15 protein-coding genes are annotated in these 15,050 nt (G+C 47.9%); 12 read left to right on the top strand and 3 right to left on the bottom strand.

The genetic code is table 11. The annotated features are described in order from the left end of the window. Position 1: 1 nt before the first annotated feature. The 3 genes from BST96_RS14030 (at position 2) to BST96_RS14020 (ending at position 3,374) form a co-directional block, all read left to right on the top strand. Positions 2–805: a CmcJ/NvfI family oxidoreductase gene (locus BST96_RS14030; protein WP_206045343.1), complete on the top strand. Its 804-nt coding sequence runs from the start codon at positions 2–4 to the stop codon at positions 803–805. 320 nt (positions 806–1,125) lie between these two features. Beyond that, a complete protein-coding gene (gene glsA / locus BST96_RS14025) occupies positions 1,126–2,151 on the top strand; it encodes a glutaminase A (RefSeq protein WP_240554803.1) in 1,026 nt (341 codons plus the stop codon). Next, positions 2,151–3,374, top strand: a complete 1,224-nt coding sequence (locus BST96_RS14020; protein WP_085759309.1) for a DcaP family trimeric outer membrane transporter — start codon at positions 2,151–2,153, stop codon at positions 3,372–3,374. The genes glsA and BST96_RS14020 overlap by 1 nt, the downstream gene beginning before the upstream one ends. A 237-nt stretch (positions 3,375–3,611) precedes the next feature. Here the strand turns inward: BST96_RS14020 and BST96_RS14015 are convergent, their stop codons facing one another. Then, positions 3,612–4,211: a hypothetical protein gene (locus BST96_RS14015; protein ID WP_085759308.1), complete on the bottom strand. Its 600-nt coding sequence runs from the start codon at positions 4,209–4,211 to the stop codon at positions 3,612–3,614. Between the two features lie 137 nt (positions 4,212–4,348). Between BST96_RS14015 and BST96_RS14010 the strand changes: the two genes are divergently transcribed. The 3 genes from BST96_RS14010 to BST96_RS14000 all read left to right on the top strand — a co-directional run bounded on the left by BST96_RS14010 (position 4,349) and on the right by BST96_RS14000 (position 7,063). After that, a complete protein-coding gene (locus BST96_RS14010; RefSeq protein WP_085759307.1) occupies positions 4,349–4,579 on the top strand; it encodes a hypothetical protein in 231 nt (76 codons plus the stop codon). Positions 4,580–4,690: 111 nt separating this feature from the next. Further along, complete coding sequence (locus tag BST96_RS14005) at positions 4,691–6,259, top strand: serine hydrolase domain-containing protein (RefSeq protein ID WP_085759306.1); 1,569 nt, start codon at positions 4,691–4,693, stop codon at positions 6,257–6,259. 390 nt (positions 6,260–6,649) lie between these two features. Next, positions 6,650–7,063, top strand: a complete 414-nt coding sequence (locus BST96_RS14000; protein ID WP_085759305.1) for a hypothetical protein — start codon at positions 6,650–6,652, stop codon at positions 7,061–7,063. Positions 7,064–7,152: 89 nt separating this feature from the next. Here the strand turns inward: BST96_RS14000 and BST96_RS13995 are convergent, their stop codons facing one another. Both BST96_RS13995 and BST96_RS13990 read right to left on the bottom strand, forming a co-directional pair. Then, positions 7,153–7,674 carry a VPLPA-CTERM sorting domain-containing protein gene (locus BST96_RS13995; RefSeq protein ID WP_085759304.1) on the bottom strand — a complete coding sequence of 174 codons (522 nt, stop codon included), beginning with the start codon at positions 7,672–7,674 and terminating at the stop codon, positions 7,153–7,155. Between the two features lie 135 nt (positions 7,675–7,809). Continuing rightward, on the bottom strand, positions 7,810–8,535 hold the full coding sequence (locus tag BST96_RS13990) for a VPLPA-CTERM sorting domain-containing protein (RefSeq protein WP_085759303.1): 726 nt from the start codon (positions 8,533–8,535) through the stop codon (positions 7,810–7,812). A 168-nt stretch (positions 8,536–8,703) separates the two neighbouring features. Between BST96_RS13990 and BST96_RS13985 the strand changes: the two genes are divergently transcribed. The 6 genes from BST96_RS13985 (at position 8,704) to BST96_RS13960 (ending at position 14,922) form a co-directional block, all read left to right on the top strand. Next, positions 8,704–10,449: an ATP-binding response regulator gene (locus tag BST96_RS13985; RefSeq protein WP_085759302.1), complete on the top strand. Its 1,746-nt coding sequence runs from the start codon at positions 8,704–8,706 to the stop codon at positions 10,447–10,449. Next, entirely contained in the window at positions 10,446–12,215 is a 1,770-nt protein-coding gene (locus tag BST96_RS13980) for a hybrid sensor histidine kinase/response regulator (protein WP_085759301.1), read from the top strand. The genes BST96_RS13985 and BST96_RS13980 overlap by 4 nt, the downstream gene beginning before the upstream one ends. 166 nt (positions 12,216–12,381) lie before the next feature. After that, positions 12,382–12,792, top strand: a complete 411-nt coding sequence (locus BST96_RS13975; protein ID WP_085759300.1) for a response regulator — start codon at positions 12,382–12,384, stop codon at positions 12,790–12,792. Positions 12,793–12,804: 12 nt separating this feature from the next. After that, entirely contained in the window at positions 12,805–13,410 is a 606-nt protein-coding gene (locus BST96_RS13970) for an RNA polymerase sigma factor (RefSeq protein WP_085759299.1), read from the top strand. A 77-nt stretch (positions 13,411–13,487) separates the two neighbouring features. Then, positions 13,488–14,108 (top strand): response regulator transcription factor, encoded by a 621-nt coding sequence (locus BST96_RS13965; protein ID WP_169714001.1) that lies wholly within the window; start codon positions 13,488–13,490, stop codon positions 14,106–14,108. Next, positions 14,101–14,922: an SDR family NAD(P)-dependent oxidoreductase gene (locus tag BST96_RS13960; protein WP_085759297.1), complete on the top strand. Its 822-nt coding sequence runs from the start codon at positions 14,101–14,103 to the stop codon at positions 14,920–14,922. Before BST96_RS13965 ends, BST96_RS13960 begins: the two co-directional genes overlap by 8 nt. Positions 14,923–15,050: the final 128 nt, after the last annotated feature.

The following is a 15,050-nucleotide window of genomic DNA, read 5'->3' as shown; positions in this document are numbered from 1 at the left end:
GATGGTCACGGCAACACTTCGCTATCTGGTACCCACGGATGAGAAACCGATTTACCACGCTTCGGCAGGCGGCGCTGATGCGCAGATGCGGATTGGTGCCGAATTTGACGATTGCGATATGGAGATAGCCGATGCCAGACAACTCTCGCCAGCACCGACACTAGACAGTTATGGTTTTGAACGCCGCAACCATACTACGGCGGTTAGCGACTTTTATCAGCTAGCTGGGCAACAATCACTCTATGAACAGGAATTGCGCGATCTGGTTCTCGCTGCGGTAGGCGGTCGTGATGCGATCGTATTTGACCATACCCTACGTTCAGACTCGCCGGACATTCGCGAACAGCGCAATACCCGTGAAGCCGCTTCAGTTATTCATAATGACTATACCGATGCCTCCGCCGAGCGGCGCTTGCGTGAACTGGTTGACACAGCAGAGGCAGATCTTTATTTACAACATCGCTATGCCATTATTAATGTATGGCGCGCCATTAAAGCACCCGCCTATCATAGCCCCATGGCACTTAGCGATGCCCGCACCCTATCCCCTTATGATCTGGTTGCCAGCGAGCGACGAGCCGCGGAGCGGATAGGTGAGTTAGAACTGGTCATTTTTAATCCCGAACACCGCTGGTATTTTTTTCCAGCTCTAGCCCGTAATGAAGTGTTATTAATTAAAACATTTGATTCTGCCACGGACGGCAGGGCTAGACGCTGTGTACATACTGCATTTAATAATCCGCAAGCCCCTGAAGATGCTCCGCCCCGGGAAAGTATTGAATCGCGGTTACTGGTTTTTTTCTAATACCTGACAGTTTTTCATCAGCACCAACCTTTTATCGGTTTGACTGCGATAGATCACGCAGGTTAATGAAGAAACCGAATAAGAGTCGTGCTTTTTATCGCGTTAACCACTCTTTATTGCTCAGCCTTCAATCCACTCATTGACGCTATAGATACAAAACCCTAATGCAAAAACTGCGACACTGGTCCCCCATAACTCCCCAAAACACGAACACGGATACATCCTGTTATTTATCTGCACGATGTAAAAAGACTGCTATGCTGAGTTGAGAATAATCCAAAAGTCTGTTTTTACTGCGTTTTTCTTAAAGGAGTCAGAATATGCATCACCGCTTATCGCGTCACCTAAACCCTATGATTCGCCTGCTGCTTGTGGCGTTTTTATTAGTTGCACTACCCTCCCATGCCAAACCCAGCCCGGATGTACTGGCCGATATTGTGACCAAGGCCCACGCCAAGTTCAAAGGAGTTAAAGAAGGAGCCAATGCGGACTATATCCCGATCCTGACCGAAGTTCCTTCAGACCTGTTTGGTATTGTAATCATTACCCGAGATGGCAAAGTCTATCAAGCGGGAGATACCGACTATAGCTTTTCCATACAATCTGTTTCCAAACCCTTTAATGCGGCGCTGGTGATGCAGGAACAAGGGGCTGAGGCTCTGCAAGAAAAGATTGGAGTAGAGCCAACCGGCCTGCCCTTTAATTCCAAACTCGCTCTGGAAATTATGCCAGCCCGTTCAGTCAATCCACTGGTTAATGCTGGTGCGATTGCCAGCGTTAGCATGGTAGACGCTAAAGATGAAGCGCAACGCTGGGACAAAGTTCGAAGCAATATTAATGACTTTGCCGGTGCTGAGCTAACACTGTTAGATAAAGTCTATACCTCCGAGTATGAAACCAGCTGGTCTAACCGGGGGATTGCTAATCTGCTGTTTAACTATGGACGTCTTTATAGTGAACCCGAAGAAGCCCTCAGGGTTTATACCAAAATGTGTTCGCTGGGTGTTAACACTGAGCAACTGGCGATGATGGGTGCCACCCTGGCCAACCACGGCGTGAATCCAAAAACCGGTAAACGTGTGCTGGACGCTGAGCATGTCTCTAAATTACTGGCAGTCATGTTAACCGCGGGTTTTTATGACGAATCAGGTATTTGGTCTTATACCGCAGGCCTACCCGCTAAAACCGGTGTTGGCGGCGGTATTGTCGCCGTAGTGCCTGGTGAAATGGCCATTGCCGCTTTCTCACCACGACTGAATAAAGCGGGCAATAGCATTCGTGCCATGAAAGCGATTAACTATATTTCCAAAGAACTACACCTGAATATTTTTGAGGGCGTTAAATAATGAATAATAACTGGAAACATTATCTTACAGGCGCAGCTTTATCCTGCCTGTCATTAGGGGCAACCGCTGAGGCAGACGCCTTAAACTTAAAGGTCTATGGCTTTGTACAGGCCGATATGATTTATGATTTTAAACGGGTGGACCCAGACTGGAACGATACTCTGCGTGTCTCTACCATTCCCACCACCGATGGCGCCTACGGGGATGACGGCGAGTTTATTTTTGGCGTGCGTCAAAGCCGCTTGGGTATTAGTGCCAATTACGGTGAAGATGTCACCATGTTATTTGAGTACGAACTGTTTGGTGTCAGCGGTGATGCTGGCCAAACCACACCACGCTTACGTCATGCCTGGGTAACCTGGAAAGAAATTGGTGCAGGCCAGACCTGGTCCAATTTTATGGATATCGATATTTTCCCTAATACAATTGATTACTGGGGTCCAACGGGCATGGTGTTCTACCGTAATAAGCAGGCCCGTTATACCTTTGATGCGGGTGAAGATGAATTTTCCATTGCTATTGAAGACCCGGACACCTCCATTACCGTTGGGCGTTTTCGCGATGACTCTTCCTGCGATATCAACAATCCGGTCTCCGACTGCGGCTCCACCATCGATGAGATTGTTGACAAGTACAACGATATTCCCGATCTGACCGTGCGCTACCGCGACAATACCGACTGGGGCCACTGGCAACTGGCCGGTATCGCCCGCAAGTTAGGTTATGAGCGCACCGATACTAATGACACGGATGAAGAGTTTGGTTGGGGTATTAATGCCAGTACCTCTATCAAAATGTTAGAGAATGACCGCTTAAAACTGCAAGTGGTTTACGGTGAAGGTATCGGTAACTATATGAATGATGGCGGCGTTGATATTGCGCCAGATTCTGCGGATATCACCACCACCGGTGTTGAAGCGGTAGAGATGATCGGTGTAGTGGCCTATTACGATCACTACTGGAGCAAGCAGTGGTCAACCTCTATTGGTTATTCCTTTAATGAAATTGATACCACTGAAGGCCAGGCTGATAACGAGTATGAAAAAGGCCAAATCGCTCAAGTTAATTTGCTGCATTACCCGCAGGATAATGTGCTGATTGGCGGTGAAATTGCCTGGGGTGAACGTGAAGATATTAGCGGTGAATCCGGTGATGATATTCGGATTCAGTTTTCCCTTAAGGTCAGTTTTGATAGTAATAATTTAAAGCTGGGGCTGAAGTAAATACGAGGTTTAAGCAGCGGGCCATTTTGGCCGCTGCTGTTTGATATTTTTTATAGACTGAAAAAAAACGGCACTGGGTAAGAGTTACCCGTAGGGTGGATTATAATCCACCGGTATATAAATGCTCATGGCTGGGCTTGGTGGATTGCAATCCACCCTACGATGGTGGTTTCAACACTTGAAAAAACGTGTGGGTCAGCAATGGCACCAGGCCAGCCTTTTTCTCTTCGCAATTTTTTACTGCCAAAAGCCCGTCGTATTTTTAACCGACCGATGACGTACCAGCAAACTGGAGATATAGGGCGGCACCGCACTATCACCCACACCAATCCCCGTCTCAATATCAATGTTATGGTTATCACTATCCTGCTGATAAAACACCGGCAGTGTTAGCCGCTGCTGATTGGCGTTGTGACTGCCGGTCATTAGTACCGAACCCCGGTAGGCTATTGCCGGGAAAGCCCGGCTAAAGGCAATGGTTTCACCCAGATGTGCATTCATCCACTCCACCGCCTGTTGCAGTTCATCCACCCCCTGCTGGTAAACACCGTCAATAACATCAAAACCAAAACGGCTGAGCAGAATTTGTGCTTCAGTTAATGAGGCATACCACCAGCCGTGCAAGGCCGCCCCCTTTTGACTCTGGTGAATCACTTGCTCATAACTCAAGCCCAGAGTGGCTTGCACATTTAACCACTCAAGGCCACTGCTATTATCACGCAAAATATGGCCATTGCCGGGAACCCTGGCAGCCAACACCTCCAGATCTGGAGACTCCATAGCGGGTTGCTGCAAGTGACTTGAAAGGGTGCTGCTATTTTGCCAGAGACTTTTCATCGCGAAACTATCCTGTTAGATGCTTTGACACTCTGTCGAAACAAAGCCCTGCCCGGTTCAGTCCACTGCGCAAAAAATACCGTGAACCTTTTGCCCGCAGGCTACGACACAAGACTATACCGCATACAGGATTATTTATGATCGATAGCGATTGGGACGAGCAGATGCTTCTCTATTTAAGCAATAAGCTGCCAAAAAAACAGCGACTGATATTTGAGCAGGCGTTAGCCAATAACACCGAACTCAATGCTGAACGGCTGTGGCAGGAAAAAATATATCAGGCCGTGAAAGGCGAAGTGCTAAAACCTGCCCCGCTGGCCAAAGGATGGCAGCAACTTCAACAACAGCTAGGCCCCCAACAAAAATAATGAACCTTTTTTAAACCCCCTTCGACATAAGCCATACCTATATATATTTATGTTGCAGCACTTACGGAGAAAGCTAATGAGGTTACTACCACCCCCCTAAAATACGCCCTGTTGATACTGCCCCTGATCAACCCGGCCCAAGCCCAGGACAGCAGCGAAGTACCTGATCGCGGCACTGAACTGATTCCCGTTGAATGTATGGACCCCGCCAGCGGTGCCCCGCTGGAAACGACAAACAGTGAGTGCTTTAATGCACTACTAAAAGTCGATGGTGTTCGTAAAGCACTCAAAGACCCCAACATGGTCCCCGGTATTGCCAGTGGTCTGGTCACCATTAAAGACTTAAAATTCAATGCCAAAGCAGCGGATAAAGTGGGCCGGGATAGCCTCGGTGGCACCCGCCCTGAAATACATAATCACCGCAATGACTATCTGTTAGACCCTTCGGCCCTGGAAGAACTCAAAAATGCCAGAGGCTTTGATATCAAGCAGTACACTATGACAGGTCAGGGGCCCAGCAAGGTACAGCCGGTTCCCCCACCACCACCCGGTCCTTTTCCAGAGCCCCCATTAGGCTGGGTACCCAGCCCGGACAATCCTAATTATTTGGATATCCCCAGCTTCAGAGAAGAGCTGCACGACACCCTGAAATCCAGCGTTAACGGCTATGCCATGAAAATGCGCCGCAATGGCCAGACCGTGGGTATCTTGCAGTGGAACTGGAGCCGCAACCCCAATGTTGGCGACTCGCCCGCAGAAGGCTGGAATACCGACCGCAGAATGCATGTGGCCAGTATTTCCAAATTAATGAGTGCTATTGGTTTAATCCACTTATTAGATGAAGAAGGTATTTCCCCTGACACTGCAATTATTGACTACCTGCCAGACTACTGGGACCCAGGTGCCAATGTAGAAAATATTACCTTTGAAGACCTAATGAACCATGCCTCAGGCTTTGTTACCGGCGGCTCCGCCAGCGACTGGGCAACAATGAAGTCCACCGTTGAATCACCGGTTGCCGCCAGCGCTATTGGCGATGTCGATGCCATGGTTTATGAAAATATGAACTTTGGTTTAATCAGAATTTTGATCTCAACCATTGGTGGCTATATTAGCCCTGCGGCCAACCTTGGCTCTGACTTAATGAATGACAATATGTGGGATGCCAGCACCGCCGAATTTTATAACGATTATATGCAACAGCATGTCTTTAATCCGGTGGGTGCCTTCCCAACCTTAAGTAAAAACGCCACCACGGCCCGCGCTTATACCTTTAACGCTAACGGCTCTGGCTGGAATACCGGTGACTTTACTAACCGCGCCGGTGGTATGGGTTGGCATATGACCATTACTGAAATTTTGGATGTGGTCAGAGCCCTGCGCGCTGGACAAATACTGGATAATTTTAGCACCGCAAAATTACTGAACGAGTCCTGGGGTTTAAATAGCCCGGTATTTGGCGCCAGTACAGATGCGGGCCGTACTTTTTATAAGGCGGGCTTATGGACAGATAACCTTAACTTCCCCTCTATTGCCCGTACCGAACAGTGCTTTGTTTTTATGATGCCTGACGATATGGAACTGGTGGTGTTTGTTAACTCGGAGATCGGCAGCACTGGCCAGAACCTGACCAGTATTGTTAGAACCGCTTATAACAACAATATTGTTATTGTGCCCTAGGTCTTTATCTTCTCGCCTTATCCAAGCCTGAACCCAGTGACTGACTAATAAACTTGGCAGTTACTGGGCTCCTTCCAAAACTCTTCTAAACTCTTCTAAACATCCAGTCAATTTGGACTTGGTTTAGAAAAAACGAGCCAATCATTGATTTAACAAAACCTTCCTGGCCAACCTTGATAAGCCGTCTTTTAACAGTGAAACCTATCGCTTAAACCAGCCAGATACTAAACTCAAGCCTATAAAAGTAACCACGTTTTCTGCCATTATTTTCGGTTTAAGAGAAGATTTATCGCACTGCTCTATACTGCACTGTATCAATCTGCCATCGCCAAGCGACACCACTTAGGCAGAATGACTAATAATAAACTCGCTCCATGCGGATCCTCTATCATGTTCAAACCCATTCTGGTTCTGGCCGCCCTAACACTTTCATTATGCGCCAATAGTACCATTGTTAGCCACGGGGATTTGCTTAGCGACGACAGCACAGACTCTATCAGCGATACCGTTATTGGAAGGGAATACAAACGACTGGACAGCTTCGACTTGAGTTACGCTGAAACGCTGCTGGCAGTCAGAGAAGAAGGCATTTACCAGGGATGGAATATCGCTGACTCTGTTATTTCCGGTCAGTTTATTGCTGCTGCACCAGGTGGCCAACCCTTGTGCTCGGGTCATATAGTTTTGGGAACGGTCTGTGGCACCTTGTCAGGCCCAGAGTGGTCTGATGGTGATTTTGGTGACTCCTTCCAGGCGGGTACCACTACTATGCATATTGAACCGGTGCAACATCACTCCCCATAGGCTTGGTGGCCTTGCATAGTGGCGGCCCTACCGGGTCTGGCAGGCAGAAAGCGGATGGCCAGCTAATCCACTAGACACTCGCCATACGATTAAGCTCTGCGCTTAATGCCTCGCAAGCCAAGCAAAGCGACGCCAAATAACCAGCCTGCGGCAGGAATGGGCACGGCGGATGGCCGCGGCCCTTCACCTAGCGCTATCGCTGCATAGCTCCAGTTAATACTGCCACCGGAAAAAGACCAACTGGCATAGGTATCGTACCAACTGTTATCCAGTGCAATCAGCAGGCCAGCACCCTCTGCATTAAGCGTGGTGCGGGTTTCGTTAATCACGGTTAGGGAAGTCATTTTAAAAATAAAGTGATCACTTTGCCAACTGATCGCTGACGGCGCAAAGGGGGAATAACTAAAGCCATCAAAATTTAATCCGGTTTCACCATTCAGGTCCTGCATCGAGGCGACGATTTGCTCATTATTCAGTGCAACACTGCCTGCGCTTTTGCTCCAGTCAAAACTGGAAAACAACACAGCTCCATTAATATAGGCGCCATGGGATAAAGGCGATAAAACCAGCGTCGTTATAGCAGCGAGCTGCTTAAGGGATTTAATAGCCATAACAGTTTCCTTTTACGGTGATGGATTTCTACTATCAGTCGTTAGCAGGCCAAGAAAAGTTCATGGATACCGAGCATAAAAAAAGCCCCGAAAAATTTCGGGGCCTAAAGCGTAGACGGCGACCGGATGGGATAATTACTTACGTTTGCGTCCTACAGCGGTTAAACCTAATAAGGCAGAACCGAATAACCAGGCCGCGGCGGGTACAGGCACGGCAGAGGTGGCGGACAAGACCTGCCCTGTTGCTGAACGGTTATTACCAAATACCACAGCATCCTGTAATTCCAGCGATACATCCTCAGGAAATAAAATGCTAAATCTTGGGCCCTTATTGCCAACATCCGTGCGACCAATGGCACTACCTCCTGGCATACCCTCACCAAACAGAATCCATTTAATATTGTCAGGGTTATACTCCACTGCCCATTGACCACCATTGAACAATTCATAGTGATAATTGCCGTAACCATTATCAAAGCGCATCATATAGTTACTATTAAGCCAGTCAGTCACCACACCATTTTCACTGATATAGCCACCGGGCACACCGGCACCCAAAACCTCGATACCCTGCTCATACCACACAGTAAAGTGGAAGATATCGCCATTTTTAATTTTGTTATGCATATCGTACTGCACACGTCGGCCATTAATCTGTGGGGCAGGGCTAACAATGCCATTGGCACCCAGATAACCGGTATTACCCACATAGTCGCCGGTCGACATAACATCAACACTACCCAGAGTGCCCTGCAACTGTGTTTGTAGACCATTGCCGGTCAATGTTAATGCCGATGCATTGATAGCTGTGGTCAGCGCCAACGCCGAAACTGCCAGTGTTTTTGTCGGGGTTAAAGTCATCGTTTTATCTCCATTTTTTCATTGTCGTTAGCCCTCTGTCGCAGGGGGAGATAAAACGGTTCACAGTAATTAAAAAAAATATTGGTGCTTGCTTTAGCAATAAATATCGCTAAAGTGGCATTATCGAAAACAATAAACCAGTGCATTAAACGGACATAAAAACCACGCATGGCCTTTGATAACGACAGTGAACAGCAGATATTTAATGCGCAGGTAAGCACGTTTTACCAGCAGATTCCTGCCAATCTGTTGCCGGCAGTGCTGATCTCCACTCTGGTAACAATCACTATTTGGGAACCACAATCCCGTGCTGGCTTAAGCCTTTGGTTAGCCGCCAATTATCTATTTTTTTTACTCAGACTATTTTCTTTTCAACGCTTTAACCGGACCGAGATACGCGACACACTCAGTATCAAAGCCTGGGCGGACATGGCTTTTTTCCAACTCCTGCTTTACGGTATTATCTGGGCATTGTTGCCGCTGTGCTTTCCCACCATGGAAAATACCCCCACTAGCACTCTGCTAGCGGTTTACTTCTTTGCCACCACCGCTATTATTGGCCTGAGCATCTCCCACTCTTCCTTTAAACCCATGTGGTTTGCCTTTGTTATCCCGGCATCCTGCGCCCTTATTTATCGCTTAATAAGCAGCTCTATTGATGGCTCGAATATGCTGGCAGTATATTTGCTGCTATTTAATCTGTTTTTATTTTCGATGATGAACCGGCACCATAAATCCTTCCGGGAAACCACCTTGCTGCAAACCGAATACGCCAAGCTAATGACTAAATTGCAGCGGGAGAAAGAAAAGTCCGACAAGGCCAATATTAATAAGTCGACCTTTCTTGCCTCTGCCAGCCATGACCTGCGGCAACCCGTCCATGCCATGAACTTATTTATTGAAATGCTGCAAAAACAATCTTTACCCGCTGACATCACGCTTTTAATCAGCCGAATTGCCAGCAGCGCCAATAATCTTCAAAGTTTATTTAACAGCCTGCTGGATATCTCCAGGTTGGATGCAGGCACGGTGGATATTAATAAAAAAACCATGGATTTACGCAGTGCCGTTGATGAACTGATTACCCTCCATCTTCCGGAAATTGAAGATAAGGGGCTGTCGATTAGTAACGCCATCAATGAGCGTTATATTTATTCTGACCCCATACTGGTGAATAGAATACTCTCCAACTTGTTGATCAACGCCATCCATTACACCGACAGTGGCAGCCTTGAGATTGGCAGCCAAGCCACTGCGGACGACCGTATACAAGTCAGCATTACCGATACCGGAAAAGGCATAGCTCCTGAACATCTTGAGACAATATTTGAAGAATTTAAACAGCTGCATAATCCCGAACGAGATAGAAATAAGGGTCTGGGATTAGGGCTGGCAATCTGTAACCGGCTTGCCCATTTACTGGATACAGCCATTGAAGTCGAGTCAACACTGGGGCAAGGTTCCTGCTTTTCATTAGCGCTGGAAAAAGACCACAGCGGTATAGAGACAGCGCCCACAGCCATAAAACCACGAACCATGGACCTGCAACCCTACTCGATTATGATTATCGATGACGAAAAAGATATTCTTGATGCTATGCCCATGCTGCTTTCAAGCTGGGGCTGTGGCGAGGTCGCAGCAGTGGCCGATGATATTGAAGCCCTGCAAGCCATGGATCAGGGGTTTTTCCCGGACCTGGTGATTTCAGACTATCGGCTGCGCGACCATCTGACAGGGCTGGATGTGATTGAAGCGATTTCACAACGTATAGGCTACCCGGTAAGGGCCGTATTAATCACCGGTGATACCGCGGTTGATTCCCTGAAAAAGGTCAGTGATAGCGGCCTGAAGGTACTGCATAAGCCGATCAAAACAGCCGAGCTGGAACAGGCGATTATGGAGGCACTGCTATGACCATAGCCGATGCAGCATTAAGCCTGCCGGGCAAGGTGCCGGATGAAAAGGCGGTGTTTAACGCCCGGATCGAATTGATTTATCAAACCTTCCCTACCCATACCTTTACGGCTGTCACCGTGTCGTTGTTGTTCGTATTTGTAATGTGGTCAACCGTCAGCCCCGGCTTATTGATTAGTTGGTTTTTTGTGGTCAATCTGTTCAGCGTATTTCGCGTTTACTCATGGAAAAAGTTTAACCTCTACCGCCTGGCTGGCAATGACTCGCTAAAACCCTGGGCATGGCTGTCGATTTTTCATACCGCCGCTGCCGGGGTAATCTGGGGCTTGGTGCCGATTATGTTTGTTGATATTGCTGAAGACAGTATGAGCCAGGTCATTATCAGCTTTTTCTTCCCCACCTTTGTCATGATCGGGCAAGCCGTCACGTATAGCTCCTTTAAGCCCATGTGGTATGCCTACGCGATACCCGCCAATGGATTAATGATTGGCCACCTTATTCTCGATCAAAACCCCGATACCAATATGTGGGCATTGGCACTGATCCTGGTAACCGCTTTCTGTATTGCCGCTCTGGAAAGAAACTACAACGCCATTATGAAAGCCATTCATTTAAAACTGCAGTATGCCGACCTGATGAATAGCGTTAAGGCCGCCAAGGAAAAAGCCGATCAGGCCAACCACAGTAAATCGATTTTTCTCGCCTCCGCCAGTCATGATCTGCGACAGCCGGTGCATGCGATGAATTTATTTATTGAAATGTTACAGAAAAAAACCATGCCCGATAATGCCCGGCAACTGGTAGATAGAATTGCCACCTGCGCCCGCAGCTTGCAAAGCCTGTTTAATAGCTTGCTGGATATCTCTAACCTCGATGCTGGCACCATTGAATACCAACCTAAACCCGTAAGGGCAGCCAGTTATATCAATGCTCTGGTCGCTTTACATCGCCCTGAAGCCGAGGAACAGAAGCTACAACTGGAAGCGGATGTCGATGATATTGTGCTGCAAACAGACCCGGTTCTACTCACCCGTATACTGTCTAACCTGATTGCCAATGCCATTAACCACTCCGGCTCAGGGGTTATCCGGCTCAGTACCCGACAAGAGCAACAAGCCGCTAGTATTAGCGTGGAGGATACCGGCCGCGGCATCCCTCCAGAAGAACTGGAACATATTTTTGATGAGTTCAAGCAATTGCATAACCCGGAGCGGGACCGCAATAAAGGGCTGGGGCTGGGGCTATCCATCTGCGCCCGACTCGCCAAACTGATGGGCACAGAAATCCAGGTTGAATCAACGCTGAATCAGGGCTCACGGTTCTTTTTTAGTTTGCCCATTGCCGATAGCAGCCAAACCTTATCACCCGTGGAAGCCAGCGGCAGTGCCCTGGACTTTAGTCAACTTAGCGCACTGGTACTGGACGATGAAGAAACTATTCGCGAAGCCATGGCGATGTTATTACGCGACTGGGGCTGCCAACAGGTAGCTTCGGCCGGTGACTTGCAGCAAGCGCAAGCGTTGCTTCATAACGGCTTTATCCCGCAATTAATTATTTCCGATTACCGCTTGCGCAACCATGAAACCGGGGTGGACGCTGTGATGGCTCTGCGCGCGCAACTGGCTGATGAAGTCACCGCCATTCTGGTGACCGGCGATACCTCTCCGCAATCTCTGGGGGCTATTCAAAGCTCTCAAATCACCACCTTACATAAACCGGTAGATACACAGCAACTTAAATCTACCATTGCCGCTCTGCTGGGCTAAGCCTCTATTTAGTCCATATTTATAGGGTATAGCCCCTATAGACACCCCTTTTTGTTCTCACTTTGCCCGCAAAATGAGGGCTACGCCCTATTACGTTTTAGCCTCCCTGCGCCTTTAATTAGACCCAACGATACAACACCAGCAACTACAGCAAAGGGCCTAAGGGATGCGCGTCATTATTGCCAACGAACACTATCTACTGCGGGAAAGTCTGCGGATGTTGCTGCAAACGGCTGGCGGCTATCAGGTGATTGCCGAACCCACTGATGAATGGCAATTACTCAACATCCTGCTCGACCACCCCGCTGATATTTTACTGTGCGACAGCGGCTTTCCCTGCAAGGACCTGGCAACAATGATTGCCCGTGCCGCAGAGCTGCAACCCAAATTGGAGCTCGTGCTGTTTACCGAAAGCTTAAACGCCAAATCATTAAGGCAGCGCTTCCCTGCCCCTGTTGCCGTGGTTATCGACAAAGACAACGCCGGCGACCAGTTACTGCACGTTCTGGGGCAACTGCCCATTAGCAAAACCAATACCCAGCAACACCAAGCACAACAACCCACTGTGAATATTTAAAGGATTGTCATTATGTTACAAGCTGCCTATAACAACGAATCAGAATCAGCCGCTGTAGTGCCCACCGTTAATCAGGGCAGCATAACAGATACCGACCAGTGTCTACTCGAGGCCATTGCCAATGGCAATCAAACCGCCATGGAAAGCTTCTATCACCAGTATGGTGATCAGGTATTTCAATTTGCTCATAAGACATTAAAAAACCCTGACGATGCCGCTGAGGTGCTGAACGAAGTGATGCTACAAGTTTGGAAAAAACCCACCGCCTTTCAGGGCCGCTCAAAAGTAAGCACCTGGCTGCTCAGCATTACCCATCACAAGGCGGTAGATCTGGTGCGTAAAAAATCACGCCATGATAATAATGATAGTGTTGATCTGGATATTATCGCGGCAGAACAGAACCATGTACTGACCACCATGAGCTGCGAGCAAAGTGACAATTATATTCGCCAGCAAATTAATGCCCTGCCCGCCATCTACCGTGAAGTTATCTACCTGAGCTTTTACCAGGAACTCCACTACACACAAGTCGCTGAGATTCTATCGATCCCCGTTGGCACGGTTAAAACCCGGGTTATGAATGCTAAAAAGCAATTAAAAAAATCTCTAACACAATAGCTCTATGATTCTTCGTTCTAATTGATTAGGATATTGCTCGTTTTACCGATTTAATAATGATTACAACGGGAACCGCTATGGCTAGCGAGACACGGCTTATTATCGCCGATGACCATCAATTGCTAAGGGATGGCCTTAGACTGACACTGGAAGCTGCAACCGGCTATCACATCGTTGCCGAAGCCAGTAATACCGCCATGCTGGAGCAACAGGTTAAAGAACACCAGCCCGACATTGTGGTCAGTGATTACAATATGCCCAGCGGCAATATGCTGGAGGTTTTAGCCCGTTTAAAAGACGATAAGCCCGACTTGAAATTTATTATTTTAACCGGCGTGGTTTCCGGCACACTCTATAAGCAACTGTTAGATATCCCTGTCGATGGCGTCTTGCTAAAAGAAGGGTCGATGGACGATATTCTTAACGGCTTGACTAAAGTCAGTCAGGGGCAAACGGTATTATCCGATATTGTCCGGGAACAAATCGACCGCGTTGACGAAATTCTAACCTCAAGGGAATTGGAAATTATGAATCTGGTGGTCAAAGGCGCCAGTAATAGCGATATTTCCAGCACCTTATTTATCTCGCCCAAAACTGTCGACAACCACCGCAGTAATATTTTTAAAAAGTTAGGCGTTAGGTCGGCGGTCGAACTGGCAGAATATGCCAGAAAAAACGGACTCTTAAGTGATGGCTGATTTTCACCAAAAGACCGCTGTTATCACCGGTGCCGCTTCAGGTATTGGTGCCGCCCTGGCCACACAGCTTGCCAGCCGGGGTGCCAACCTCGCTTTGGCCGATATCGATGCCAAAGGCTTAGAGCAACTAACAGAAAAACTAAGCCGTTATGACTGTCATATCACCTGCCATAGCGTTGATGTTTCGTCACGGCAGGCCGTCACTGATATGGCCGCCGAGATCGCACAACACCATAGCTCAATTGATTATTTATTTAATAATGCAGGGGTCTCGGTCAATGATCTGGCAGAGACTATCAGCTACGAAGATTTTGAATGGATAATGAATATTAATTTTTGGGGCGTGGTTAATGGCGTTAAAGCCTTTCTGCCCTATCTTCGTCAGGCAGAGCAGGCCCATATTATTAATGTTGCCAGCATTTTTTCTATGCTGGCATTCCCTACGCAATCGTCCTATAACGCCTCAAAGTTTGCCGTAAGGGGCTTTACCGAGTCTCTGCATCAGGAGCTGGCTGAGGACGGTATCCGGGTTAGTTGTGTATGTCCCGGTGGCGTTAAAACCAATATTGTCAGAAACTCCCGCTATCAACCCAGAAAAAAAGACGCGCCCTCTAACCAGTCTTTAATTGATACCTTTGATCAAATTGCCGAGCTAAGCCCCGATCAAGCCGCAGAGGCCATTTTAAAAGGCGTGGTAAAGAATAAATTGCTGATACTGGTTGGTAAGGATGCCCGTATGATGGCCTGGTTGCAGCGACTTTTCCCCAGTAGTTATTTTCGCTGGCTGGCCAAAGCCATTGATGTGGTCACCTAAAAAGTTAACGTGTAATTTAATATTTGACGCAATACTTATTTATTGCGCCGAATAAATATCGCCACAGCCAACGAGCTATTATTTTCCTAAAAAGATCCGCTAATGCCCCACCAATAGCCTATACATTA

This window comes from Oceanicoccus sagamiensis (assembly GCF_002117105.1).
Taxonomy (GTDB): domain Bacteria; phylum Pseudomonadota; class Gammaproteobacteria; order Pseudomonadales; family Dasaniaceae; genus Oceanicoccus; species Oceanicoccus sagamiensis.
The sequence above is the reverse complement of the archived record's forward strand: the minus strand, read 5'-3'. Positions and strand labels throughout refer to the sequence as shown.